This window comes from Microbispora sp. GKU 823 (assembly GCF_002027145.1).
GTDB lineage: Bacteria > Actinomycetota > Actinomycetes > Streptosporangiales > Streptosporangiaceae > Microbispora > Microbispora siamensis.
Genome location: NZ_MWJN01000006.1, coordinates 109,437 through 133,701, shown reverse-complemented (window position 1 = coordinate 133,701; position 24,265 = coordinate 109,437). Strand labels below are relative to the sequence as shown.

Here is a 24,265-nt window from a genome sequence, read left to right as displayed (position 1 = left end):
GGAAGAAAGCGTGCGGACCGCGCCAAAAAATGGCTGTATGCCAATATCATCGCCATGGAGTCGATGAATGCCAACGAGGTCGCGGGCTGGTGCTACCTCACCCTCACATTAGTCAACGCCGGCTTAGCGCAGGGAAAGGGCCGTTCGGGGTTCGCTTGGTGGCTGCTCTCCCTCTTTCTCGGGCCGATTGCAACGTTCCTTATCGTGGTTCTGCCACGTCCCACGCCCTCCGAGGACGGCTGATCGCATCTGCTCAGGCCCGGGGCGGTTTGGGGGTACACGGCCTGAGGGAACGCCGGCGAGCGATGGCAACGGATGGAGCGTATTCGCGCGTCGCCGGAGATGGCGAGATTATGCGCGCAGGTCGAGATCACGCGAAATTCGAACCCGGCCTACAGGCCGGTTGTCCTTGAATGCAGGGGAAATGGACAATGGTCGAGCTGAGGCGCGCCGACTTCGAGTGGCTGGACGAGGATGACGTTCTCGGGCATGCGTGGAGCCTGACCTTCGTCCGAGGTGTCGACGAGGCTGAGGCGTTGCGCCGGTTGGTGCAGAGCAGGCTGACATCCACCTCTTCACGAACGAAGATTGCCCCTTGCCCGAGGCGGTTCGGGCCTGGCGGTCAGGCGATTGGACCGTGATCACCGAGGTGGCCGACTGCAGTCTGGTCAACCCGGAGGTCACCGATGCCCTGTCGGAGCAGACCGAGATGATTGTGATCTTCGAGAACGTCAACGGGTGGAGCAGGTTCGAGCACGTGATCGACGGACAGGTGATGACCTCGTTCGACCCTGTCAGCGCGTACCTCCGAGAGGGAGATCAACCCGATCGCTTTGTCGAGGAGATGCGTGCGGCCGGGTTCGATCCGGACACCGTGCCCGACGGAGATTCCGATCTCCCGGACGACGAGGGTTCGTTATTCGCACTGACCGCCCTGCTCACTGGTGTCGTCCTCACCCGGGAGGTCTTCGATGGACCACTTCCGGGTGCACTTGTGAAATAGAGGCGCCTGCGGTGCAACACCAGTACAGCAACCAAGGGCGGCGCTGCGCGGCCTAGCGCCGCTCGGTGGTCGGGCATGCGACCTGGGGGCGGTCCCGGCCGCCGGCATCTCGGGCCGCCCGCCGACACGCCACCGCCCGCACCAACGCGTCCCGCGGTATGGGACGTCGGACCGCAGGTCAGTCTCGGCTGGATTCGAGATAGCCGGTGAGATAGGTCAAGGATGCGGCGATGTCCTCACCGGTGCCGTGCGGCCGGCGCAGCTCGTCCACGAAGACGGCGATGTCGGCGAGCCGCCACCAAAGCGGATAGAGAGCGAGGCCGGCCGGTGAGACGGTCCGGCCGGTGGCCCGGGTGTAACGGACGAGTACGTCATCATCGCCAACAGGGTTCTCGCCGAGCATGCGGGCGAGGGCGGGGGTGAGCATCCACAGATCCCGCTCTGGCGGAGCGATCTGCACGGTGCCCCAGTCGATGAGCCGCAGTCCGGCCGGGGTACGCATGACGTTTCCGGGGTGCGGTTCGCCGTGCGTGACCACCCACCCCGCCGCGGTGTTTCGTACCTGGTCGACCCGCCGATCGAAGTCGGCGAGCAGTCGCTGGACTTGCCCGGCATGGACGGACAGCAGCTTGCGGGCCGGCTCGGCATAAGGCCCGCCGGTCCACTCACGATCGAGGTCCTGCAGCGCCTCCTCCAGCCTGTCCCGGCCGGGCAGCACCAGGTCAGCCCGCGCTGCCGTGTCCGCCACGACCGGGGTTGCCTCGTGCAGCTCGGCCAGCAGGTCGATTACCTCGACACGGTCCTCGGGCCGGTGCGCGCCGAAGTGTCCAGCGGCACCCGCCACCATTGGAAACACCGACAGGGCATACCGCGAGGTCAGCCGCCAGACCGCGGCGTCGGCCGCGGTCGGGATCGGCGCAAGGACGAAGTCGAGCCCCGCGTCCCGGCGCAGTGCCAGGGCGGCACCGAAGGATCGGCCGAGCCGGTCGAACGCATCATCACGACCAACGTCCTCCACGCCGAGGTCGTCCACCTTGACGAACCACGCCGTCCGACGTTGATCCACCACCGACCAGTGGTAGCTGCCTGCGCCCACCGGAAGGTACTCGACCGAGTGAGGCTCTATGCCCCAGCCTTCGGTCAACGCCGCCATCAGTTCGGCTTCCGCCAGACCTGCCGGTTTATCCCTCATACGCCGGAATTCTGTCTCACTCACCGCGCGCCGCAGATCATTTCGGAGAGGGCGCTTGAGGCCTTGTGACGTCGATGCGGCGGCGCGCCGCCGTACCTCCGCCCCCCGCCCGTCCGAGCGTGCGGCCTGGGGCCGCTCCCGGCCGCCGATCGTCGATGGGCTCGCTTGCGCGCCGTGACGTTCCAGGTTTGCGGGCCAGAAGGCGGACATGCTGCCGTTTTTCCGCAATCCCTGCGCCTCGTAGTAGCGCAGCAACCGCGGGCTGACCCCGGTATGCCGGGCCAACTCTCCGATCAGCATGCGACCCGCCCACCCGAAGTTGACCTTTCATTGGTGTGAGGCCCTAACGTCGCCCCATGGGCGGACATTCTGTGTGGTTGTCCGAATTCCATCCATCTCGCACTGCTGGAGCGATGTATGTCCTCTTATGTTGCTCAACGTAATGGCCACGCGGCGAGCGCCGAGGAGTTGGCGCCACTCGCCTTCGCGGGCTATGCCCACTTCACCGCCATGCAGGTACGTGGAGGCCAGGTCCGGGGCCTCGACCTCCACCTTGAGCGGCTGCGATCCGCCTCCCTGGAACTGTTCGGCCGGGCGTTGCCCGACGATCGAGTGCGGGCCTGTCTGCGGGCGGCACTACAGGCCGGTCCGGCCGACCTTTCGCTGACAGCCACGATGCATCTCCCACCGGGCGAGTTCACGGTGGCGGGGGCGCATTCGGAGCCCGATTTGCTGGTGCGGACCGGACCCGCCGCGTCCGGTCCGCAGGGTCCGCTCGCACTGGCAGTGGTCGAGTACGAACGGGTCCTCCCGGCCGTGAAGCATGTCGGCGAGGTGGCCAAGACCTATTTTCTCCGCCAGGCCGTTCGACAGGGCTTCGACGACGCCGCCTTCGTCGACCGCAGGGGCCGGCTCAGCGAGGGGTCGATCTGGAATCTGGCCTTCTGGGATGGCACCGCCGTGGTGTGGCCTGAGGCCGAGATGCTGAGCGGCGTCACGATGGGTATCGTCCGCCGGCAATTGGATCGCCTCGGTGTGCCCCAACGCGTCCAGGAGGTCACGGTCGCGGACCTGCCGGCGTTGGCGGGGGCTGTGGTCATGAACTCATGGACCCCGGGAGTGGCGGTGCACCGCATCGGCTCTGTGTCCTTGCCCGAAGCGTCATCCTTCGTGCAGGTGCTGCACCGGGCCTACCAGGCCGAACCGCTCACCTCGCCGTAGAGTCCGGCACCGCCCTGACAGGTATGGCAAGGGGGCCTGGGCGTCGTCACTCGGGGGCCCGTGGGACAGTCATCCGAGCCCGGCTTGACGTGCCTTGATCACCGCGTCCACGCGTCCCGTCACCTGAAGCTTGCGGAAGATGACGGACACGTAGTTGCGGACGGTCTTGTGCGACAGATGCACGCGTTCGGCGATCGACGTGTTGGTGTAGCCGGCGGCGAGCAACCGGAGTATGTCGCGTTCTCGATCGGTGAGATCCGGGAACGGGTACGGCGTGGCCTGGGGCGGTGGTGTCGTGAGCTGCTGGAGCACGGCGCCGGCGACTTCGGGGCCGCTCTCGACGAAGAGATCACGGTGGACGATCTCCTCTGGCGGCTGAACGGAGGCCGTGATCCCGAGGAGCGAACCATGGCGTGTCCCAGGGAAGACGCCGTCATGGAGGATCTGCCCGTGATCTTCGTGTACGAGGGCGAAGGAGCCTGGGGTTTCCTCGAGTTCTCTCACGGTTTCGCCACGCCCGATCACATCCTCACCGAGCTCAGCAAGGGGGCACGCGTGTGGATGACGACGTGGCACTTCAACGGCGGGTACACCTTCCTCTACGCGGCCGACGGCAGGATCAGGGCGCGAATGCGTGATTTCCTCTTCCGCGAGCACGCGTCACAGGAGGGCGATCCGAGCGTCCTGGCAACTTTCCGCGCCATGCTCGACAGGCTCGACCCGGAGGATTACCGGGGCAAGCGCAGCGCGGCATTCGCCTTCATCGAGGCGTCCACCGGCGTGGGCATCGAGAGCGAGTGGCTGGATGTGGAAGAGGCGCCCGTCGTCATTCTCGGCAACTGGAATGCGGGCGATCCTCCCCGCGAGGATTCCGGTGAGACGTGCGGGTCAGCCCATGCTCTTGGCGCCGTCAAGGGACTCGCGGATGATGTCGGCGTGACCGGCGTGCTGGGCGGTCTCGGCGATGATGTGCAGCAGCACCCGGCGGGCCGACCATCGCGCGCCGGCCTCGAACCACGGGGCCTTCGGCAGCGGCTGGGTCACGTCGAGGTCGGGCAGGGCGGCCACCAGTTCGTCCGTACGGCGGGCAACTTCGGCGTAGGCGGCCAGCACACCGGAGAGTGTCTCGCCGGGCAGCATGCGGAACTGGTCGGCCCACTGGGCCCAGTCGGCTTCGGTCATGGTCGTGGCGTCGCCCATGGCCGACGGGCCGTCCAGGATGAAGCGCGCCCAGTTGCGCTCGACCAGGGTGACGTGCTTGATCAGGCCGCCCAGGCACAGCTCACTGGCCGTGGTCCGCTGCCCGGCCTGCTCGTCGGTGAGGTCGCGGGTGGTGAAGCGCAAGAAGTGGCGGTTCTTGGCCAGCGCCGCCAGCAGGTCGGCGCGCTCGCCGGTGATGGCCGGCGCGTCAGCGAGGTCGCGAGTGGTCGGCTCGTTCACGGTCTCCGCCTTCCGTTGGTCCGTTCGTCGGTCAGGAACCACGCTAGGAGTCATAGCGGTCACTTTCTGGCCTGAATCGACGAGAGAATCCGGAACATGGCGAACACCGGCACGCGGACGCTGCGGCTGCTCTCCTTGCTCCAGACGCACCGCTACTGGCAGGGCACCGAACTGGCCGAGCGGTTGGGAGTCTCCGTCCGCACCCTGCGGCGGGACATCGACCGGCTGCGTGAGCTGGGTTATCCGGTCGAGGCGCAGCGTGGCGTCGACGGCGGCTACCAGCTCGCCGCGGGTGCCGCACTGCCGCCGCTGGTCATCGACGACGAGGAAGCGGTCGCACTGGCCGTGGGACTGCAGACCGCCGCTCAGGGGGCGGTGGAGGGCATCGCCGAGTCATCGGTGCGGGTGCTGGCCAAGGTGGCGCAGGTGATGCCCGCCCGGTTGAGGCACCGGGTCGAGGCGCTGCGCACGATGACCGTGCCCGCCGGATGGGACGGCCAGACCGGGACGGGCGTCGACCCGGGCGTGCTCACCGCGGTCGCGCTGGCCTGCCGGGACAGTGAACGGCTCCGCATCACCTACACCTCCGCGGACGGCAGGAGAACCGAGCGGCACGTCGAACCGCACCGGCTGGTCCGTCTCGGCCGCCGCTGGTATCTGGTCGCGTACGACCTCACCCGGCACGACTGGCGCAGCTTCCGGGTCGACCGGCTCATCGAGCCCGAGAGCACCGGCACCCGTTTTCGTCCCCGGGAACTGCCCGCCGCCGACGCCGCCGACTTCGTCCGCGCCGGTCTGGACAACCTGCCTCGTCCGTACCGGGTGGAGGCGCTCGTCGACGCTCCGGCCTCCGTCGCACGCGAACGGATCGGCCGGTGGTGCACCGTCGAGGAGGTCGACGCCGGGCAATGCCGGATCCGGATGACCACGCACTCCCTGGATTGGCCGATCATGTCACTGGGCGTGCTCGGCGCCGACTTCCGCGTCATCGAGCCGCCCGAACTGCTCGACCGGATCCACGACTGGGGGGCTCGGTTCCAGCGGGCCTGAGGCTCACTCACGCGCCGGTTGGATGGGGAAGTTCGCGCGGAACACGTTGTCCGGGTCGTAGGCGCGCTTGACCTGCCGCAGCCGGGCGAGGTTGGCCTCGCCGAACGCGTCGAGCAGCCGTTCCGGCCGGGTGTCGGTGTCGAAGGACAGGTAGAGGCCGTCGGTGTACGGCGCGACCTCGGCGTCCCACGCGGTGTCCAGGGCCGACTGCGCGGCGCCCATGGCGGTGAGCACGAAGTTCTGGTGCCGGTGCGGATAGGCGGTCGCGTCGGGAGCCAGGTCGTGCGATGCCCCACCGGTGGCGCGTATCTGCAGGAAGTAGGACAGTCCGGTGTGCGCCATCCGCTCGAAGGCGCGGCTCACGTCCCCGTCGAGGTGGGTGACCAGGCCGGAGCGTACGGCGGGGTTCCCGCCTCCGGTGTGATGTCTTTCGGCCGGCTGCACCACGCCCGAATAGGGCAGCACGTATCCCTGGTGCCCCAGCAGTGGGCCGGCCTCGGCGAGCCGTTCGAGCTCGCTCACCGCGGCCTCGGTGTCCGCGCCGGCGTACACGGTCATGAGCTGGGCGACCGCGTCCTGGCCGCGGCGCGGCGGGGAGAGGATGAGGAAGCTCGTCAGCTCACGCGGCGCCTTCTCCACCGCGGCACCCCAGCGCTGGAGGAGCCCGGCCGTGTCACGGGCGTCCAGGGTCATCTGGGAGAAGACGACGTCGCCGAGCTCCATCGCCTCGATCTCGACCCAGGTGACCACGCCGAGGTTGCCCCCGGCGCCGCGCAGGCCCCAGAACAGGTCGGGGTTCTCCTCCCGCGAGGCGTGCAGCACCCGTCCGTCGGCGGTCACGACCTCCGCGGCGACGACGTGGTCGATCGTCAGGCCGAATTTGCGCCCGAGCAGGCCGATGCCGCCCGTCGTCGCGAGGCCGCCCACGCCCACGCCGCCGAAGTCGCCCGAGCTGATTGCCCATCCGTGCGGCACCAGGGCCTCGGCGACCTCGCCCCAGGTCGCGCCCGCGCCCAGCCGCACCCGGCGCGTGGCCGGATCCACGACCTCGACGGCGTTGAGCGCGCCGAGGTCGAGCACGATGCCGCCGTCGTTCGTGGAACGGCCGCTGATCCCGTGCCCGCCGGAGCGTACGCCGAGCGGCACGTCCTGGGACCGGGCGTACGCGAGCCCCTCGACGACCTGGCCGACGGTCCGGGGACGCAGCACCAGGCCGGGGGACCCGGCACGCAGGTAGTTGTGCCGCACCGACTCGTAGGCGCGGTCGCCGGGCTCGACGGCGTCCGCCGCGAGGCTCGCCGGGACCTTGTCGTAGTCGATCCCGTCACGGCGCAGTGCGATCGCGGCGGCGCCGCGGCGGGCGGTCGCGGGGACGGTGCCGGTGCCGGCCCGTTCGCGCGCCACCGCCTCCCGTACGGCGGGGGCGATCTCCTCGCCGTACACCTGGATGAGGCGCGGGTCGTCCGAGCCCAGGACGAACGTGCCGATGCCGTCCTCCAGCGCCAGAGCGGTCAGCTCCTCCACCCACTGCTCGACCGGCCCCTGCAGGAAACCTTGACGGGCCTCGGTGACCGCGCCACCGATGTTCAGCAGGCGGCGCACCTGCGCCGGATCGCGCCCGGCCTCCTCGGCGGCCTCGTCGATGATTCCGTTGCCGCGCCGCAGGTCGCCGTCCTTGAGGTAGGCGAGCGAGGGCAGCCAGCCGTCGGCCTCGCGCGCCACCAGGCGCAGCATCCGCGGCTTGTAGGCGCCGATCCAGATCGGGATGTCGTGCGCGGGGGCCGGGCCGCGCTTGGCCCCGGCCACGCGGTGGTGTTCGCCGTCGACGCGCAGGATGCGGCGCTCACGCACGTCCCAGATGCCGCGGATGATCTCGATGGCCTCCCCGAGCGCGGTCACGGACTCGGCCGGCGTCAGGCGAGTGCCGCCCATCGACTCGATCGCGTCCCAGAAGCCGCCCGCGCCGATGCCGAGCGCGAACCGGCCGCCGGAGAGCAGGTCGAGCGACGCCGCGGCCCGGGCCAGCACGGCCGGCGGGCGCAGCGGCAGGTTCAGCACGTTGCCCGAGACCGTGATCCGCTCGGTCCGCGCGGCAACCCAGGACAGCAACGTCCAGGTGTCCAGGAACCCCGGCTGGTACGGATGGTCCTGGAACGTCACGAGATCCAGCCCGGCGGCCTCGGAGATCTGGGCGAGCCGGACGGGCCCCTGCGGGTCGTGGTTCTGCGGGGTGAGGAACGTGCCGAAGGCCAGTTCGTGGCCGTAGTCCGTCATGCCGGGCCTCTCCGAGAAGTAATCTGTCGAACAGACGATATGCGGCACAACTTATCGAGGCATCATCGTATTCCGGGGTTAGAGTGGACGATGTGACCACCCTCGAACCAGCCGAATCCACGACGTCGTCGCAGGGTTCGTCATCACACGGTTCCGTGCTCGGGTGGTCCCTCACCGTGCTGCTGCGGGAGTGGAGCGCGCGGGTCGAGGAGGCTTCACGCGACCTGCCGCACGGGGTGCGCGGCTACCAGGTGCTCTCCGCGGTCGTGCACGACGCCCCGCCCACGCAGGCCGCGCTCGCCGCCCGCCTCGGCATCGACCGCACGGTCATGACCTATCTGCTCGACAAGTTCGAGGGGTGCGATCTCCTGGAGCGCCGGCAGGACCCGTCCGACCGCAGGGCGCGGCGCATCGTGCCGACCGGCCACGGCCGGCGGGTCCTCGCCGAAGTGGACGCGCGGGTCGCGCAGGCCGAAGAGGAGCTGCTCGCCACCCTCCCGCCCGAGGACCGGCGTGTCCTCCGGGCGCTGCTGGAGCACGCCGCGACCGGGGCGGCCCCCGGCGAGGACCGCTGCGCCGCCGTCGCGAGATCGGCCGGACTGACACAGGAGGCATGACCCGGTCCGGCTCGTCCCGGCCCGTCGACGTCCGTCAATCGGTCCGTCTGCCGTGGAGCTCCGCGGTGGCCTCCAGGTATGCGTCGGCGGCACGGGCGAAGTAGTCGAACAGGACGGCCCGCTGCTCGGGCGAGTAGCCCTGGACGATGGCGCCGATCTTCTGGCGGGCCGGGGCCAGGGCCTCGTCGAGGCCGCCGGGCTGGGCGACGAGTTCGACGATGACCTTGCGGCGGTCGTCCGGGTCGGGCGCGCGGCGCACGTAGCCCGCCTGCTCAAGGCGGTCGATCAGCCGGGTCGTGGGCCCGGTGGTCAGGCCGGTGCGCCGGCCGAGCTCGCCGGGGGTCATCGCGCCGCCGAGCCCCAGGATGTTCAGCGCGTACAGGTCGGTCGCGCCCAGGCCGACGGCCTTGGCGCCGGCGTGACCGTGCAGCATCACGGCGCTGAGGTAGCGCCGGTACACCGCTCCCGCGTCCTCGGCTGTTGACACGTCCTCACCCCTTCACTAATCTCTTCCTCAGAGAAGAGAAATCTTCCGAGAAGCAAATGCTTCAAAGAAGCTATCACGAGAGGGTATGGGTCATGAACGCCTCCATCGCCGCCGACACGGCCGCCGTCACCGCCGCCGTCACCGCCGTTCTGGACCGTCTCACCGCCGCCTGGAACGCCGGGGACGGCGCCGCCTACGGCGCCGAGTTCACCGCGGACGCCACCTACATCACCTACGTCGGCACCCTCTACGTCGGCGGCGCCGAGATCGGCAGCGCCCACCAGGCCCTGTTCGAGAGCTTCCTCAAGGGCACCCGGCTCGCCTGCGAGATCGTCGGCATCCGCTTCACCGGCCCGGACACCGCTCTGGTCGTCACCCGCGGCGACGTCCACAAGGGCAGGCCCGGCAAGCTCGGCAAGATCCAGACCTACACGCTGGTCCGCCAGGCGGACGGCGACTGGAAGGTGGCCGCCTTCCAGAACACCAAGCACAAGGCCCTCATGGAGGCCATCTCGTTCAGGGTCCAGCCCGCCACCAAGCCCGCCGCCTGATCACGACCGACCGGAGGAGGACCCCCATGGCCCGTCTCGCCGTCGTCCGGCGCCACCGGCCGCACCGGCCGTCTCGTCGTCGAACGCGCCCTGGCGGCCGGGCACCACGTGACCGCCGTCGCCCGCCGCCCCGAGAACCTCGGCCTCGACCATCCGCGCCTCACCCGCCGCGCCGCCGACGTGCTCGACCCCGGCGCGCTCCGCGACGCCCTGGCCGGACTGCACATCGTGGTCTCCGCGCTCGGCTCGGCCGGGCGCGGACCCACCACCGTCTACTCGGCGGGGACGGCCGCGATCGTCGCGGCGCTGCCGCCGGACGCCCGTCTCATGGTGATCTCGTCCGCCGGTCTATCGGTCCCGGCGGACGCCGGACCGGGAACCCGGCTGCTCGGACGTGTCCTGCATCGCCTGATGCGGGACACGTACGCCGACATGGCCCGGATGGAAGAGCTGCTCGCCGGGAGCGGCCTCAGGTGGACGGCGGTGCGGCCGACCGGCCTGACCGACCGGCCGGGCACGGGCCGTCCGCGCGTCTCGATCGGCGCGACCGGGCGCGTCGGCAACCGGACCTCCCGCGCCGATCTGGCCGCCTTCGTGGTGGACCGCCTCGACGACCCGTCGACCTTCGGCCGTCCCGTCGCGGTCTCGTCCTGAGCGCCGCCGGCCGTGGCTCGGGACCCTCGCCTGCCCGTGCGTGTCTCCCGCTGCGCTCATCGCGCTCTTATCCGCCGGGTCGTGCCGGAGGCGCGCCCCTCAGGCTTGCTCGATGTCACGGGGCGTGCGGTCCCCGGTACGGCAGGGTCTCGCTGTAGACGATGTTGGTGGTGGTGCTGCCGAACTGCGCGAGCTCGTCCACCACCTTCTCCAGGTGGGCCATGGAGGTCGCGGCGACCTTGAGCGTGTAGCAGTCGTCGCCGGTGGTGCGCAGGCACTCGAGGATCTCCGTACGCTCGCCGAGCAGGCGGTGCAGCGGCTCGTGCCGGCTGCCCGGATATTTCAGCCGCACCACGGCGAGCACGGCGTATCCGGCCTTTCCCAGGTCGACGACCGCGCGGTAGCCGCTGATGACGCCGGCCGCCTCCATGCGCCGCACCCGCTCGGTGGTCGCGGAGGCGCTGAGGCTCACCCGCCGGGCCAGTTCGGTGAGCGGTACGCGGCCGTCGCGCTGCAGCTCGGCCAGGATCGACCAGTCCGTCGCGTCAAGACTCTCGGCCATCGGCCGAATATACCGTGGAATCCACGGCGAAACCGCCTCTAGCCAGGGGGTTCCTTCTTCCGGACGGCCTGATCGCCTGAATAGGCTGGTCCGGTGAAATTTGGCGTCAACGTCCCGAACTTCGGGCCGGGCACCCGCCCCGGCGTGCTGCGGGGCTGGGCCGAGACGGTGGAGGGGCTCGGGTTCGACCTGCTCATGGTCTCCGATCACGTCGTGGTGACCCCCGATGTGGCCGAGCAGTATCCAGCGCCGTTCTACGAGCCCTTCACCACGCTGTCCTGGCTCGCCGGGATCACCACCAGGATCAGGCTGGGCACCACCGTGCTGATCCTGCCCTACCGGCACCCGCTGCTGACCGCCCGGATGGCGGCCAACCTCCAGCAGCTCAGCGGGGGACGGCTGGTCCTCGGAGTCGGCGTGGGCTGGGCCCGGCAGGAGTTCGAGGCGCTCGGCGTGCCGTACGGGCGGCGCGGGGCGCTGACCGACGAGCACCTGCGGGCGATGCGTCTGGCCTGGCAGGACGAGGAGGACTACCGGGCCGGGCACATCCCGATCTGGGTCGGCGGCGGCAGCGACGCCGCCCTCCGCAGGGCGGTGCTCCTCGGCGACGCGTGGCACCCGCTGCGCTTCACCCTCCCCTGGGTGGACGAGCGGGTGGGCCGGTTGGCCGCCATCGCGGAGGATCTGGGGCGCCCCGTCCCGGCGTTCGCCCCGCGCATCCTGCTGCGGCTCACCGGCACCCCGGTGACCGGTGCGGGACGCCGGGCCGGCGAGGGCACCCTCGACCAGGTCATGGACGACCTGGAACGGCTGCGCCTCCTGGGCGCCGAGACCGTCCTGCTCGACCCCTTCAGCGGGGACCCCGATGAGACGAACCATCCGGAGGCGGCGTGGCACATGCTCGAAACGGTGGCCGCCGCGTACACGAAGGAGCATTCATGACACCCGACGACGAGAAGTTCCTGCGCAGGGCGATCGAGCTGGCCGCCGAGGCACGAGCGGGCGGCAACCCGCCGTTCGGCTCGCTGCTGGTGGGCCCGGACGGCGACGTGCTCGCCGAGGAGCGCAACACCACGCTGACGGAGTCCGACATCACCGCCCATCCCGAGCTGAAGCTCGCGCGCTGGGCCGCCCGCGAGCTCGACCCTGCCGCCGCGGCCGGTGTCACCATGTACACGAGCTGCCAGCCGTGCGGCATGTGCGCGGGCGCCATCGAACGCTCCGGACTCGGCCGGGTCGTCTTCGCGCTCTCTGGCGACCAACTGGGCGGGCTCAAGCCGCCGGCCGCTCCGTCGTCCTTCCGGCAGGAGGGGCCGGCGCTCTTCGACGAGGCGCGCGTGCCCGTGGAGGGCTACTACGTCTGACGCGCGCCGTCAGCCGGCGTCCGGGACGTAGCTCAGGTTGAGCACGCCGGTCTTGAACGTCTCGGACTTCACCAGCTTCAGCTTGTGCGTAGGAGTGTCCTCGAACAGCCGCTGCCCGTGGCCGACGACGATCGGGTGGACGAGCAGGTTCAGCTCGTCGAGCAGCCCGTTGGCGAGCAGCCACCGCACGGTCGTCGCGCTGCCGGACATCTGGAGGTCGCCGCCCTCGATCCGCTCCTTGAGCTCGCGCAGCCTGGCCGCGACGTCGCCGTTGACGACGGTGGTGTTGTTCCAGTCCGCCTTCTCCAGGGTGGTCGACAGGACGTACTTGGGGGCGTTGTTGAAGGCGTCGGCGATCTCCGGGTCCTGGTCCGTCGTCGTCCAGTAGGCGGACCACTCCTCGTACAGCCTGCGGCCCATCAGCATCCCGGCCGAGTTCTGCATGCCCGCCTGGACCACGGCGCCCATCTCGTCGCTCCAGTACGGGAAGTGCCACTGGTCGGGCGACTCGACGACGCCGTCCAGCGAGATGAAGAAGTTGGCGACGATCCTGGCCATGTTGCTCCGCTCCTTGTGCCGTATGACGGTGGCTGCGAATGGGAGCCTAGGCGGGAACGCCCGCGCGGGTCTTGTACGGAAACGACACGAGAGACGACACGGCCCTACGGCTACGGCCGGCGCAGCCGCCAGAGCATGTAGGCGGCAATGGACGACGAGTCGCTGACGGCGCCGTCGAGGATCATCTGCTCGAACTCGGTGCGGTGCACCCACCGCTGACGCATGTCCTGCTCGGTGTGCTCGCGGCGGGGCTCGCCCTTGGTGAGGCCGGTGGCCACGTACACGTGCAGCCCCTGGTCGGTCATCCCGTGGGCGTTGTCCATGCGCCCGAGATAACGCAGCGTGCCGGCCTGGAGCCCGGCCTCCTCCACCAGCTCGCGCCGGGCCTCGTCCTCACGGGTGTCCGCCTCGGCCGTCCCCTGGGGGAAACTCCACGAGCGGCGGCCGATCGGGTATCGGTACTCCTCCACGATGTGGAAGCCGTCGTCCTCTTCCGGAACGACCAGGACGAAGTCGGGCCTGACCACGTATCCGTACAGGCCGGGAGAGCCGTCAGGGTGCTCGATCGCGTCCTCTCGGACCGTCATCCACGGGTTGCTGTAGACGATTCGGGAGGACACCTGCCGAATTACGGGCTGCGCTTCGGTCACGTGGCCGGATCCTACCCACGCTCCGGCCGTACGGGAGGGCTTCTTGCCTATAGCCCCTGGTAGGGGTGCATTCGCCGCCCGGCGGACGGCCCTCGATCGGCCCGGAGCCGCCGCCCTGACTTGATGATTGACAGATCGGGCGATGATCCTGGATTCTTCACTCCGGTGTCCGACAGAGGCGGAATCCGAGTGGAATTTCACGTCCTGGGGCCGCTCAGCGTTTCCCGCGATGGGCACCTGGTCCCTGTCGGCGGAGCGCCGAAACTCCGGCTCACCCTGGCCGCGCTGCTGTCGAAGGCGGGCCAGCCGGTGTCCGTCGACTGGCTGATCGCCGCGGTCTGGGGTGACCGGCCGCCCGCGTCCGCGCGTCGCAACATCCACCTCTACGTCCACCAGTTGCGGCGGGCGTACGGCGCTCACGTCCTGCCCGGACGGCCGGGCGGCTACGCGATCATCCCCGACGCGCTCGACGCGGCGCGGTTTCGCGGCCTCGCCGCGCAGGCAGGCGCGGCCCTGGACCGGGGAGAGCTCGAATCCGCTCGGGACGGGCTTCGTGCGGCGTTGGACCTGTGGCGGGGGCCGGCGTTCGCGGAGTTCGCCGACTGCGCGCTCGTCGCCGACGAGGCCCGGCGGCTGGAGGAGTCGCGGCTCGTGGTGCACGAGCGGCTGGCGGAGGCCGAGCTCGCTCTGGGCCGGCACGTCGAGGTGGCCGCCGAACTCGCCGACCTCACCAGGGAGCATCCCTATCGGGAGAGCCTGCACGGGCATCTCATGCTCGCGCTGTATCGGTCCGGGCGTCAGGTCGAGGCGCTCGAGGTCTTCCGCGCAACGCGCGACGTCCTGAACGCCCAGCTCGGCATCGAACCCGGCCCCGTGCTCCAGCGTCTGCACGAGGCGATGCTCCGGGGCGACGAGGACCTCCTCCCCGCCCTGGCCCCGCCCCCGCAGGTGGAGCGGCGCAAGACGGACGACTGCCCCTACCGGGGCCTGACGGCGTTCCAGCCGGAGGACGCGGACTGGTTCTTCGGCCGTTCCCGCCTGGTCGACCGGCTCCGCGAACTGGTCGACCGGCTTCCCGTGGTCGGCGTGTTCGGCGCGTCGGGGAGCGGCAAGTCGTCCCTGCTGCGCGCCGGCCTGCTGGGGTCCGCCTCCGGCGGGGACGGTGTCTCCGGCGAGCGGGGTGTCTCCGGGGAGTACGGCGAGGCGGCGCCGTGGCGGGGACTCCTCATGACGCCGGGGGAACACCCGCTGGACGCGCTGGCCGACGTGGTGGCGAAGGCGTCAGACGGCGACCCGGTGGCGCTGCGCGACGATCTCGCCCGCGATTCGGATGCGCTCGCCGTCGCGCTCCGCGGCGTACCGGAGACCCGCCTGCTGCTGGTGGTGGACCAGTTCGAGGAGATCTTCACCCTGTGCGCCGACGACGGGGAGCGCCGCCGGTTCGTCGAGGCCGTCCTCGGCGTCGCCCTCGGCACCGAACCCGACGCCGGCCGCCGCGTCGTCCTCGTGCTCGGCGTCCGCGCCGACTTCCTCGCCCACCTGACCCAGCACCCCGCCCTGGTCGAGGCGCTCGGCGGCGAGGCGCAGATGCTCGTCGGGCCGGTGTCGTCGCCGGACCTCCAGGAGATCGTCGTACGGCCCGCCGCCCGGGCGGGGCTCACCGTGGAACCCGACATGCTGGCCACGGTGCTGGCCGACGCCGCCGAGGAGCCGGGCAGCCTGCCGCTGGTCTCGCACGCGCTGCTGGAAACCTGGCGGAACGCCACCGGCCCGAGGCTCACGCTGGCGGCCTACCAGGCGGCCGGCGGCGTACGCGGGGCCATCGCACAGAGCGCGGAACGGGTCTTCGGCGAGTTCGCCCCGGCCGAACGGCAGGCCGCCCGCAGGATCTTCCTGCGGCTGACCGCGCTGGGAGACGGCACGGAGGACACCAGGCGTCCCATCTCCCGTACGGAACTCGTCGGCGTGGCCGACCCCGGCGTCACCGCCCGCGTGCTCGACCGGCTCGCCGCCGCGCGGCTCGTCGTCCTCGCGGAGGAGACGGTCGACGTCGCGCACGAGGCGCTGATCAGGGCCTGGCCGCGGCTCCACCGCTGGCTCACCGACGACCGGGAGAACCTGCTCGTCCACCGGCGGCTCACCGACGCCGCGCAGACGTGGCGGGAGCTGGACCGCGACCCGGGGGCCCTGTATCGGGGCGCCCAGCTTCTCGTGGCCGGAAGCTGGGCGGAGGACCACCCGCAGGAGCTCAACGACATCGAAAGCGCCTTCCTGCGGGCCAGCCGCGCGCTGGAGGACGGCGAGCGCACCGCGGCGCGGCGCCGCACCCGGCTGCTGCAACGCCTGCTGGCCGGGATGGCCGCGCTCTTCCTGCTCGCCCTGCTCGGCGGCGGCGTCGCCGTACGGCAGGGCAGGGAGGCCGGCCACCAGCAGGTGGTCGCCCTGTCGCGGCAGCAGTCGCTGCAGGCCCGGTCGCTCCTCGCCACCGATCCCGACCTCGCCGGCCTGCTGGCGATCGCGGCGTACCGGCTCGACCCGGAGGCCGAGACGAGGGGCGCCCTGCTGAGCGTGTCGGCCGCCGCGCGCCGCCGGACCGAGCTCAACGTGGAAGGGCCCGCCGTCTTCGGGCTGGCCTTCAGCCCGGACGGGTCGCGGCTGGCCGCGGCCGGCACCGACGGAGCCGTCGGCCTCTGGGACCTGCGCACCCGCACCCGCGTCGCCGCCTTCCCCGGGCCGCTGCCCCGGACGGGACCGGGGGAGATCCACGCCAGGGCGGCGGCGTTCAGCCGCGACGGCAGGCTGCTCGCCTCCGTGGTCAGGGACGCCGCGCTCGAATCGAGCAGTGGCGTGGTCGTCGTGTGGGACCTGGCCTCCCGCAGGCCCGTGTTCCAGCGGCAGCGGGAGCGGCTCACCGATGCGATGGCGCTGAGCCCCGACGGGACGCGGATCGCCGTCGGGGTGGGCAAGGGCGCGGTCGAGCTGTGGGACCTGCGCGACGGGAGCATGCGCACCCTGAAGGGACACCGGGAGGAGGTCGTGGCCCTCGCCTTCAGCCCCGACCATGCGTTCCTGGTGTCGACCACGGGCGGAACCGAGAAACCCCTCGTGTGGGACGCCGCCTCAGGGGCGAAGGTCGCGGCGCTCGACGCCGTGAACGTCCACAGGCTGGGCTTCGACCCCGCCGGCGGAATCCTCGCCACGGGATCGTCGCACTACGGCGTGCGGTTCTGGCGGATCGCTCACGACCACGTGACGCGCCTGCCGGGGCTGCCCAAGCGGTCGCCGTACACCTGGGACATGTCCGCTCCGGTCGCCGGCCGGATCGCCGTCGCCGACGAGGACGGCCTGATCACGATCTGGGACGTGGCACGACGGCAGCCCGTCGAGACCTACCAGGACAGAAGCCGCACCGAGACGCTGTCCCTCGCCCTGAGCGCCGACGGCTCGATGCTCGCCTCGGCCGGGCTGGGCCGGACCATCGTGGTCAGGGAGCACGCCGTTCCTCCGTTCAGCGGACACAACCAGGCCGTGAACGACATCGAGATCAGCCCGGACGGCCGGCTCGTGGCCTCGGCGAGCAGCGACAGGACCGTCCGGCTGTGGGACGTGCGCGGAAACCCGATCGCCACGTTGGGCGACCACCCCGATCACGTCCGGGCCGTCGCCTTCAGCCCGGACGGCCGCCTGCTCGCGACCGTCACCCGCAGCCACACGCTCACCCTCTGGGACGTCGGCAGCGGACGGAGGCTCGGCACGGCCGCGTACCGGGGGCTCGGCGCGTCCACCGACGTCGGTTTCGACCCGCGCGGACGCTTCCTCGTCGCCACCGCGCTCGGCCGGTTCCGCTGGGACGTCCGCGATCCGGGCAAGCCGGTCGAGGTGCCGATCCCGGGTGGATATCTCGTCTCGGCGCTGGCGTTCAGCCCCCGCGAGCCGCTGCTCGCCACCACAGGACCCGCCGGCGACCTGGTCGTCCGGGATCTCGCCCGGGACCGGGAGGTGCGCGCCCTCAGGACCGGGCAGGGCTCGGTGCTCGACGTCGCCTTCAGCCCGGACGGCGGGTCGATCGCCACGGCGGGCGCCGACCGCACCGTGAAGCTCTGGGACACCAGGACCGGGGCGTCGTACGCCACGCTGACCGGCCACACCGCCCCCGTCCAGGCCCTCGCCTTCAGCCGGGACGGCCGTTCGCTCGCGTCCGCGGGGGACGACCGCACGATCATGGTCTGGGACCTGGCGACCAGGCGGCCGGCGGCCACGCTGACCGGGCACACCGCTCCGATCAGGGGCCTGGCCTTCACCGCGGACGGAGACCTGATCTCGGGCGGTGAGGACGGCAGGATCGTCCGCTGGGAGCTGCGGCCCGGCCCGCTCGTGGGGAAGCTCTGCGCGGAGATCGGCCGCGACCTCACCCGCGCGGAGTGGGCCGCCCACTTCCCCACGGTGGACTACCGGCACACCTGCTGAAGGCCACGGTGGCCCTGGACCGGCTCCGCTCGCGTTTGTGACACTGCCGGGCATGACAAGCCGGCCTTCCACCGCAGATCTCCGCCGCAGGCTCGCGCATGTCCGCTGGATAGCCGGCGGCGCCGGGGCCGGCAAGAGCACCGTCACCCGGGCCCTGGCCGAACGGTACGACGTGCTCGTCTACGACGGCGACCGAGCCGAACTCGGCTACGTCCACAGGTGTGATTCGCGGCGACAGCCCTACCTGTGGGCGTTGCTGCGAACGCCCCCTGAGGACAGATGGGCGAGCCGCACCGCCGAGGAGATCTTCCACGCCATGCCCAGCCTGCACGGCGAGACTTTCGGCTTCGTCCTCGACGACCTGCTCGCCCTGCCCGCTGACCGCCCCGTCCTCGTCGACGACTTCCGTACGCTGCCGAGGGAGGTCGCGCCGCTGGTCACGCGGCCGGAACATGCCGTCTTCCTCCTGCCGGCGCCCGAGTTCCGGGCCCGTGCGCTGGGCGCCCGGTTCGCCGATCCCGCGCGAGCGCGTGCCAACTGGGGAAACGGTGACCACGCCGTCGCCCTGGCCAAGCGACTGGCCCGTGACCGGCTCTGGGACGAGGAGGTGCGACGCCAGGCCCGCGAACTCGGGCTGCCGGTCGTGCCCGTCGACGGCTGCCGAAGCGTCGCGGAACTGGCCGCGGAACTGGCCGCGATGTTCCGGCTCGTGAGATGACACAGGTCCGGATGACGGTGACGAGTTCCGCCGCAGTGGGCGGCCGGCAGGACGGTGCCCGTCGTCCGGTGAGCGCAGCTCAGACGCAGCCTCTCCGCTTCACGGACCTGGACCAGGCCGGGAGTACGTCGGTGATCCGCGGACGGGTCACGGACCAGAGTTACCGCGTTCGGCCAGCTTGTGCCGGAGCTGCTCGGGGTGAACGTGGTGCGGCTGTCGCGCGGTCGCGGGCCTTGAGCGAGGCGAGCGCCCGCGCGAAGTAGTGTCGCCCGTCTTTCACACGAGTCGGGAGACGAGTTCACGGGACGCAGACGGCCGCCCGGCAGGCTCGGGTGAAGGCCGAGGGGCAGCGCCGGATCCGCCGGCACAAGCTCGTCCCCGTCGGCCGCTGAGCTGCAGGGCTGGGGGCGAGCGCATCCGTACGCAAGACGCCTGCGAGTTACAGCGCAAACCGCCGCAAGATTTTGGCCTATTGCACGAAGAAGTCGGACGCGGTAACCATTACGGCAAGCGGTCCGCCGGGCGGAAACGGCCCGGGCCGCTCCGTGCCTCCTGGCGTCCCCGGAGCTCTCCGGAAGGACGGCGCGGTCAGCGAACGCTGCCCAGCATGAGCCCAGCATGAGGAGTGCACGTGCCGTTCTCACGCCGTACGTTCATCACGTCCGTCGTCTCCGGATCCGCGTTGGCCGCGGTGTCGTCCAGTCAGCTGGTGTCCGCGCTGACCGCCGCCGCGAGCGCGGCGAGCGGCCCGGGCGACGTGGTGGGCAAGATCACTGTCGGCTACCAGGGCTGGTTCGCCTGCCCCGGCGACGGAGCCCCGATCAACGGCTGGTGGCACTGGAGCCAGAACTGGTCCCAGGCGCCCTCCCCCGGCAACACCGCCATCGTGGCCTGGCCCGACATGCGGGAGTTCACCCACGCCTACCCGACCGCGTACGGCAACCTCGGCAACGGGCAGCCCGCCACGCTGTTCTCCTCCTACGACCAGCAGACGGTGGACACCCACTTCCGCTGGATGCGGGACAACGAGATCGACACGGCCGCCCTGCAGCGCTTCAACCCGAACGGCGGCGAGGGCGCCACGCGCGACGCGATGGCCGCCAAGGTGCGCAGTGCCGCCGAGACGTACGGACGCAAGTTCTACGTCATGTACGACGTGTCCGGCTGGACGAACTTCCACCCAGAAATAAAGACCGACTGGACGACCAAGATGTCGGCCCTGACGGCCTCCTCGGCGTACGCGCGCCAGAACGGCAAGCCGGTCGTGGGCATCTGGGGCTTCGGGTTCAACGAGGACAAGCACCCGTCCGACCCGGCGGCCTGCCTCGACGTGGTCAACTGGTTCAAGGCCCAGGGCTGTTACGTGATGGGCGGAGTGCCCACCTACTGGCGTACGGGTGTGGAGGACTGCCGGCCGGGGTTCATCGACGTCTTCAACGCCCTGAACATGCTCTCGCCGTGGATGGTCGGCCGTATCGGCAACGCGGCCGACTCCGACCGGTTCTACGCCAATCTCAACGTCCCCGACCAGGCGTACTGCGACGCCCACGGCATCGACTACCAGCCGTGCGTGCTTCCGGGAGACGTGAAGTCGCGGCAGCGGGCGCACGGCGACTTCATGTGGCGGCAGTTCTACAACATGGTCCGCGTCGGCGCCCAGGGCATCTACATCTCGATGTTCGACGAGTTCAACGAGGGCAACCAGATCGCCAAGACCGCGGAGAACGCCTCGATGATCCCGGTCGGCTCCGGTCTCCTCGGGCTGGACGAGGACGGCACGGTCTGCTCGTCGGACTACTACCTGCGGCTCACCGGCGACGGCGGCCGGATGCTCAAGGGCCGGATCGCGCTCACGTCCGTACGCCCGACGCCGCCCGTCGTCGGCGGTGGCGGCGACACCAACCTGGCGCGGGGGAAGGCGACGTCGGAGAGCGGGCACACGCAGAACTTCGCCTCCGGCAACGCGGTGGACGGCGACGCGAACAGCTATTGGGAGAGCCCGAACAACGCGTTCCCGCAGTGGGTGCAGGTCGACCTGGGAACCGCCGCGACGGTCGGGCGGGTGGTGCTGAAGCTGCCGCCGTCCGCGGCCTGGGAGAGGCGTACGCAGACGTTGTCGGTGCAGGCGAGCACGAACGGGTCGTCGTTCAGCACGCTGGCCGGGCCCGGCGGTTACACGTTCGACCCGGCGTCCGGCAACACGGTGACGATCACCGTGCCGGCCACCTCGGCCCGGTATGTGCGGATCACCGTGACCGGCAACACCGGTTGGCCCGCCGCCCAGATCGGCGAGCTGGAGGTGTACGGCACGGCCGGGGACGGTGACACGAAGGCCCCCACCGCGCCGGGCAACCTGACCGTGACCGCGAAGACCGCCACCAGCGTCTCGCTGTCGTGGTCGGCCGCGAGCGACGACACCGGAGTGACCGGCTACGAGGTGCGCCGGGGGAGCACGGCCGTGGCCACCGTGCAGGGCACCACGCACACGGTGACCGGGCTCAGCCCGGCGACCGCGTACACGTTCACGGTCGCGGCGCGGGACGCGGCGGGCAACGTCTCACCCGCCTCGAACAGCGTGTCCGTGACGACCGACGCGGACCGGAACACGAATCTCGCGCGGGGGAAGGCGACGTCGGAGAGCGGGCACACGCAGAACTACGCCTCCGGCAACGCGGTGGACGGCGACGCGAACAGCTATTGGGAGAGTCCGAACAACGCGTTCCCGCAGTGGGTGCAGGTCGACCTGGGTGCCGCCGCCACGGTCGGGCGGGTGGTGCTGAAGCTGCCGCCCGCCACGGCCTGGGAGAGGCGTACGCAGACGTTGTCGGTGCAGTCGAGCACGAACGGGTCGTCGTTCACCACGCTGGCCGGGCCGGGCGGTTACACGTTCGACCCGGCGTCCGGCAACACGGTGACGATCACGGTGCCGTCGACCTCGGCCCGGTATGTGCGGATCACCGTGACCGGCAACACCGGCTGGCCCGCCGCCCAGATCGGCGAGCTGGAGGTCTACTCCGGGTAGCGGGACAGGACGGCGGCGCGGGCCGGTGGAGCGGTCACCCCCGCGTCGCACGTCCACAGCGCTCCGTCGGCCGGGGCCGGTCGGTGAGGCCGTACCGCGCGGAGGTCACCAGCAGCCGTGTCCCGTCCTCGCCGCCGATCGCCACGGACGACGGCTGCCGGCACGGCAGGTGCACCACCCGGTCCACCTCGCCGTACGGGCTGACGCGCAGGACGCGCGACTCGCCCCAGACCGCCATCCAGAGGAAGCCATCGTCGTCCACCGTCATGCCGTCCGGGCTTCCGCTGTCCAGGCGGATGAGCGGTTCCGGGGCGCCGAGCGCTCCGGTGCGCGGGTCCAGGGGATAGGCGCTGACGACGCCGCGTGCGCTGTCGGCCAGATAGAGCCGCGTGCCGTCCGGGGAGAACGCGGGCCCGTTGGCGACGGTCACTCCGGTCAGGGCGGTGACCACGGTCCCGTCGGGATCGACCCGATAGAGGCTGCCCGCGCCCGGCGTGCCGTCGTAGGCCATGCTGCCGGCCCAGAACCGGCCGGTGGGATCGACCACCCCGTCGTTCATGCGGCAGCGCACGCTCTTGCCCGCCTCGGGACGGGCCAGCCAGTGGGCCGTGCCGTCCGGGCCGAGGACGGCGACGCCCTCGCCGACGGCCGCGAGCCAGTGCCCGGGGCGGTCCCGGAGCGGGGCGACCGCGCCCAGCGGTTCACCGCCCGTACGCAGCAGCGGCGTCAGCGCCGCGCCGGGTCCTTCTGAGACCTCGTACAACGCGCCGTCGAGGATGTCCACGACGACCCACCGGTCCCCGAGCCAGCGGGCGCCCTCGCCGAGCTCGAGACCGGCGTCGACCAGCATCTCCGGCGATGTCATCGCAGCGTCTCCCCGTCCGGCAGGGCCAGCGCGGGCAGCTCGGCCCGGGTGGGCAGCCCCTCCCAGTCCCCGGCGCAGGCCACGCTGGCGGCGCCCAGCAGGGTCGCCCGTTCGAGCCGTCCGTACGCGTCGAGCCCGTCGAGCCGCCCGGACAGATATCCGGCCGTGAACGCGTCGCCCGCGCCGACGACGTCCACCACGGGCACCCGGCGAGCGGGGACGTCGAACGAGGTCCGCGCGTCGTGGTAGCTCGCGCCCGCCGCGCCGCGCTTGACGACGACCTCCTCGACACCGGCGTCCAGCAGGGCCGCAACGCGGTCGCGTTCGCCGCCGCCGTCCGCCACCAGATCCAGCTCGTCGTCGGACGCGATCAACACCGTGACGTACGGCAGCAGCGGGCGCAGCGCCCGCACGGCCGCCTCCCGTGACCAGAGCAGGGAGCGGTGGTTGACGTCGAGGCTCACCCAGGCGCCGGCCTCGCGGGCGTGTTCGGCGGCGGCGGCGACGGCCTCCAGCGGCGCGGGCCCCAACGCCGGCGTGATGCCCGTGAGATGCAGGCCCGTCTGACCCGCCTCGACGGCGGGACGCACTTCGTCCCACGACAGCGTCGAGGCGGCCGAGTCCCTGCGGTAGTAGTGCACCCGGGCCCGGCCCCCGGCGGCCACGTCCCGCAGCAGCAGGCCGGTCGGGGCCTCCGTACGCCGCACGACGTGGTCGGTCAGGACGCCCTCGGCTCGCAGCGTGCGCAGGACCAGCTCGCCGGGCTCGTCGTCCCCGAGGGCGCCGGTCCAGCGGGCGGTGTGCCCGAGGCGGGACAGGGCGATGGCGACGTTGGCCTCCGCACCGGCGGTGGACACCTGCGAGTCGCCGCCGAGGCGCAGCGGTCCGGCGCAGCGGACCGTCACCATCGCCTCGCCGATCGTCAGGACGTCCGCCCTCATGAAGCGTCCACCAGGTCGAGCGCCGTCCTGACCCGGCGGCGCAGGTCGTCCAGGTCGCCGCCGCGCGGGGCGTCGCCGAGCAGTGGAGAGCCGAGGCCGACCGCGACGGCCCCGGCCTCCAGATAGTCGTGGACACTGTCGAGGCCGACGCCGCCGACCGGCACGAACGGCACGGCAGGGAACGGGTCGCGCAGCGCGCGCAGGTAGGAAACCCCTCCGGAGGAGGCGGGGAAGAGCTTGACGGCGGCGGCCCCCCGCGCGGTCGCGGCGATGACCTCGGTGGGGGTCATCGCCCCGGCGAGCACGGGCAGCCCGAGGCGCAGGGCCTCGTCCACTCCCTCGCCCAGACCGGGGGTGACGGCGAACGTCGCGCCAGCGTCCCGGGCCGCGACGGCGTCCCGCGCGGTCAGCACCGTACCGGCGCCGAGATGCACGCCCGCGCCCAGAGTGGAGGCCGCCTTCCGGATGACCGACAGCGCGTCGGCGCCGCTGAGAGAGACCTCCATCAGGGTCACGCCCTCTTCGGCGAGGACGTCGATACTGCGCAGCGCCGCCGCCGGGTCGTCGCCGCGGACGATGGCCAGCAGGCGCCTGGTCCTGAGGAGGTCGAGCAGATCGTGTGGTTGCAC

At 71.3% G+C, this 24,265-nt stretch carries 21 protein-coding genes and 1 pseudogene; 11 read left to right on the top strand and 11 right to left on the bottom strand.

Annotation, left to right across the window (positions count from 1 at the left end):
- Positions 1-595: 595 nt before the first annotated feature.
- A complete protein-coding gene (locus B1L11_RS05620; protein ID WP_256862259.1) occupies positions 596-1,003 on the top strand; it encodes a DUF6461 domain-containing protein in 408 nt (135 codons plus the stop codon).
- A 178-nt stretch (positions 1,004-1,181) separates the two neighbouring features.
- Here the strand turns inward: B1L11_RS05620 and B1L11_RS05615 are convergent, their stop codons facing one another.
- On the bottom strand, positions 1,182-2,495 hold the full coding sequence (locus tag B1L11_RS05615; protein ID WP_143736981.1) for a phosphotransferase: 1,314 nt from the start codon (positions 2,493-2,495) through the stop codon (positions 1,182-1,184).
- A 117-nt stretch (positions 2,496-2,612) separates the two neighbouring features.
- Here B1L11_RS05615 and B1L11_RS05610 point away from each other — a divergent pair, with 117 nt between their 5' ends.
- Complete coding sequence (locus tag B1L11_RS05610) at positions 2,613-3,416, top strand: aminotransferase class IV family protein (RefSeq protein ID WP_079313483.1); 804 nt, start codon at positions 2,613-2,615, stop codon at positions 3,414-3,416.
- Positions 3,417-3,485: 69 nt separating this feature from the next.
- Here the strand turns inward: B1L11_RS05610 and B1L11_RS49845 are convergent, their stop codons facing one another.
- Together B1L11_RS49845 and B1L11_RS05600 are read right to left on the bottom strand one after the other, a co-directional pair.
- Positions 3,486-4,073 carry a response regulator transcription factor gene (locus B1L11_RS49845; RefSeq protein WP_079313482.1) on the bottom strand — a complete coding sequence of 196 codons (588 nt, stop codon included), beginning with the start codon at positions 4,071-4,073 and terminating at the stop codon, positions 3,486-3,488.
- 231 nt (positions 4,074-4,304) lie between these two features.
- Positions 4,305-4,856, bottom strand: a complete 552-nt coding sequence (locus B1L11_RS05600; RefSeq protein ID WP_256862258.1) for a DinB family protein — start codon at positions 4,854-4,856, stop codon at positions 4,305-4,307.
- A gap of 96 nt (positions 4,857-4,952) precedes the next feature.
- On the opposite strand from B1L11_RS05600, the gene B1L11_RS05595 reads away from it, so the two are divergent.
- Positions 4,953-5,906: a YafY family protein gene (locus B1L11_RS05595; protein WP_079313480.1), complete on the top strand. Its 954-nt coding sequence runs from the start codon at positions 4,953-4,955 to the stop codon at positions 5,904-5,906.
- A gap of 3 nt (positions 5,907-5,909) precedes the next feature.
- Here the strand turns inward: B1L11_RS05595 and B1L11_RS05590 are convergent, their stop codons facing one another.
- On the bottom strand, positions 5,910-8,180 hold the full coding sequence (locus B1L11_RS05590; RefSeq protein ID WP_079313479.1) for an LLM class flavin-dependent oxidoreductase: 2,271 nt from the start codon (positions 8,178-8,180) through the stop codon (positions 5,910-5,912).
- Positions 8,181-8,272: 92 nt separating this feature from the next.
- On the opposite strand from B1L11_RS05590, the gene B1L11_RS05585 reads away from it, so the two are divergent.
- The gene (locus tag B1L11_RS05585; RefSeq protein ID WP_179154986.1) at positions 8,273-8,797 is read left to right on the top strand and encodes a MarR family winged helix-turn-helix transcriptional regulator; all 525 of its coding nucleotides are present in this window, start codon (positions 8,273-8,275) and stop codon (positions 8,795-8,797) included.
- Between the two features lie 34 nt (positions 8,798-8,831).
- On the opposite strand, the gene B1L11_RS05580 is transcribed toward B1L11_RS05585, so the two are convergent.
- On the bottom strand, positions 8,832-9,284 hold the full coding sequence (locus B1L11_RS05580; RefSeq protein ID WP_239108806.1) for a MarR family winged helix-turn-helix transcriptional regulator: 453 nt from the start codon (positions 9,282-9,284) through the stop codon (positions 8,832-8,834).
- Positions 9,285-9,376: 92 nt separating this feature from the next.
- On the opposite strand from B1L11_RS05580, the gene B1L11_RS05575 reads away from it, so the two are divergent.
- Positions 9,377-9,835, top strand: coding sequence for an SgcJ/EcaC family oxidoreductase (locus B1L11_RS05575; RefSeq protein WP_079313477.1), 459 nt, complete (start codon positions 9,377-9,379; stop codon positions 9,833-9,835).
- Positions 9,836-9,895: 60 nt separating this feature from the next.
- A pseudogene (locus B1L11_RS05570) lies at positions 9,896-10,489 on the top strand (NAD(P)-dependent oxidoreductase); the annotation flags it as partial.
- Positions 10,490-10,604: 115 nt separating this feature from the next.
- Here the strand turns inward: B1L11_RS05570 and B1L11_RS05565 are convergent.
- Positions 10,605-11,051 (bottom strand): Lrp/AsnC family transcriptional regulator, encoded by a 447-nt coding sequence (locus tag B1L11_RS05565; RefSeq protein ID WP_079313475.1) that lies wholly within the window; start codon positions 11,049-11,051, stop codon positions 10,605-10,607.
- Positions 11,052-11,144: 93 nt separating this feature from the next.
- Here B1L11_RS05565 and B1L11_RS05560 point away from each other — a divergent pair, with 93 nt between their 5' ends.
- Together B1L11_RS05560 and B1L11_RS05555 are read left to right on the top strand one after the other, a co-directional pair.
- A complete protein-coding gene (locus tag B1L11_RS05560) occupies positions 11,145-11,993 on the top strand; it encodes a TIGR03619 family F420-dependent LLM class oxidoreductase (protein ID WP_079313474.1) in 849 nt (282 codons plus the stop codon).
- Positions 11,990-12,415 carry a nucleoside deaminase gene (locus tag B1L11_RS05555; RefSeq protein ID WP_079313473.1) on the top strand — a complete coding sequence of 142 codons (426 nt, stop codon included), beginning with the start codon at positions 11,990-11,992 and terminating at the stop codon, positions 12,413-12,415. Before B1L11_RS05560 ends, B1L11_RS05555 begins: the two co-directional genes overlap by 4 nt.
- 9 nt (positions 12,416-12,424) lie before the next feature.
- Here B1L11_RS05555 and B1L11_RS05550 read toward each other — a convergent pair whose 3' ends face one another.
- Positions 12,425-12,973 (bottom strand): dihydrofolate reductase family protein, encoded by a 549-nt coding sequence (locus tag B1L11_RS05550; protein ID WP_079313472.1) that lies wholly within the window; start codon positions 12,971-12,973, stop codon positions 12,425-12,427.
- Positions 12,974-13,083: 110 nt separating this feature from the next.
- The gene (locus B1L11_RS05545; RefSeq protein WP_256862256.1) at positions 13,084-13,593 is read right to left on the bottom strand and encodes an NUDIX hydrolase; all 510 of its coding nucleotides are present in this window, start codon (positions 13,591-13,593) and stop codon (positions 13,084-13,086) included.
- Positions 13,594-13,812: 219 nt separating this feature from the next.
- On the opposite strand from B1L11_RS05545, the gene B1L11_RS05540 reads away from it, so the two are divergent.
- From B1L11_RS05540 to B1L11_RS05530, 3 genes are all read left to right on the top strand, one after another.
- Positions 13,813-18,090: a BTAD domain-containing putative transcriptional regulator gene (locus B1L11_RS05540; RefSeq protein ID WP_179154985.1), complete on the top strand. Its 4,278-nt coding sequence runs from the start codon at positions 13,813-13,815 to the stop codon at positions 18,088-18,090.
- Between the two features lie 52 nt (positions 18,091-18,142).
- Positions 18,143-18,808 (top strand): hypothetical protein, encoded by a 666-nt coding sequence (locus tag B1L11_RS05535; RefSeq protein ID WP_079313470.1) that lies wholly within the window; start codon positions 18,143-18,145, stop codon positions 18,806-18,808.
- A gap of 631 nt (positions 18,809-19,439) precedes the next feature.
- Entirely contained in the window at positions 19,440-21,830 is a 2,391-nt protein-coding gene (locus tag B1L11_RS05530) for a discoidin domain-containing protein (RefSeq protein WP_079313504.1), read from the top strand.
- A gap of 34 nt (positions 21,831-21,864) precedes the next feature.
- Here the strand turns inward: B1L11_RS05530 and B1L11_RS05525 are convergent, their stop codons facing one another.
- The 3 genes from B1L11_RS05525 to B1L11_RS05515 are packed head-to-tail and all read right to left on the bottom strand — an operon-like array spanning position 21,865 to position 24,265.
- Positions 21,865-22,695 (bottom strand): SMP-30/gluconolactonase/LRE family protein, encoded by an 831-nt coding sequence (locus tag B1L11_RS05525; protein ID WP_256862255.1) that lies wholly within the window; start codon positions 22,693-22,695, stop codon positions 21,865-21,867.
- Positions 22,692-23,636, bottom strand: coding sequence for a sugar kinase (locus B1L11_RS05520; protein WP_079313469.1), 945 nt, complete (start codon positions 23,634-23,636; stop codon positions 22,692-22,694). Before B1L11_RS05520 ends, B1L11_RS05525 begins: the two co-directional genes overlap by 4 nt.
- Positions 23,633-24,265 carry a bifunctional 4-hydroxy-2-oxoglutarate aldolase/2-dehydro-3-deoxy-phosphogluconate aldolase gene (locus B1L11_RS05515; protein WP_218670917.1) on the bottom strand — a complete coding sequence of 211 codons (633 nt, stop codon included), beginning with the start codon at positions 24,263-24,265 and terminating at the stop codon, positions 23,633-23,635. Before B1L11_RS05515 ends, B1L11_RS05520 begins: the two co-directional genes overlap by 4 nt.

What these genes read in the sequence shown, in the direction of transcription:
- B1L11_RS05615 (WP_143736981.1), bottom strand. Translation starts at nt 2,495, where the DNA reads ATGCTGATCGGAGAGTTGGCCCGGCATACCGGGGTCAGCCCGCGGTTG.
- B1L11_RS05610 (WP_079313483.1), top strand. Translation starts at nt 2,613, where the DNA reads ATGTCCTCTTATGTTGCTCAACGTAATGGCCACGCGGCGAGCGCCGAG.
- B1L11_RS05595 (WP_079313480.1), top strand. Translation starts at nt 4,953, where the DNA reads ATGGCGAACACCGGCACGCGGACGCTGCGGCTGCTCTCCTTGCTCCAG.
- B1L11_RS05590 (WP_079313479.1), bottom strand. Translation starts at nt 8,180, where the DNA reads ATGACGGACTACGGCCACGAACTGGCCTTCGGCACGTTCCTCACCCCG.
- B1L11_RS05575 (WP_079313477.1), top strand. Translation starts at nt 9,377, where the DNA reads ATGAACGCCTCCATCGCCGCCGACACGGCCGCCGTCACCGCCGCCGTC.
- B1L11_RS05565 (WP_079313475.1), bottom strand. Translation starts at nt 11,051, where the DNA reads ATGGCCGAGAGTCTTGACGCGACGGACTGGTCGATCCTGGCCGAGCTG.
- B1L11_RS05555 (WP_079313473.1), top strand. Translation starts at nt 11,990, where the DNA reads ATGACACCCGACGACGAGAAGTTCCTGCGCAGGGCGATCGAGCTGGCC.
- B1L11_RS05550 (WP_079313472.1), bottom strand. Translation starts at nt 12,973, where the DNA reads ATGGCCAGGATCGTCGCCAACTTCTTCATCTCGCTGGACGGCGTCGTC.
- B1L11_RS05535 (WP_079313470.1), top strand. Translation starts at nt 18,143, where the DNA reads ATGACAAGCCGGCCTTCCACCGCAGATCTCCGCCGCAGGCTCGCGCAT.
- B1L11_RS05525 (WP_256862255.1), bottom strand. Translation starts at nt 22,695, where the DNA reads ATGACATCGCCGGAGATGCTGGTCGACGCCGGTCTCGAGCTCGGCGAG.
- B1L11_RS05520 (WP_079313469.1), bottom strand. Translation starts at nt 23,636, where the DNA reads ATGAGGGCGGACGTCCTGACGATCGGCGAGGCGATGGTGACGGTCCGC.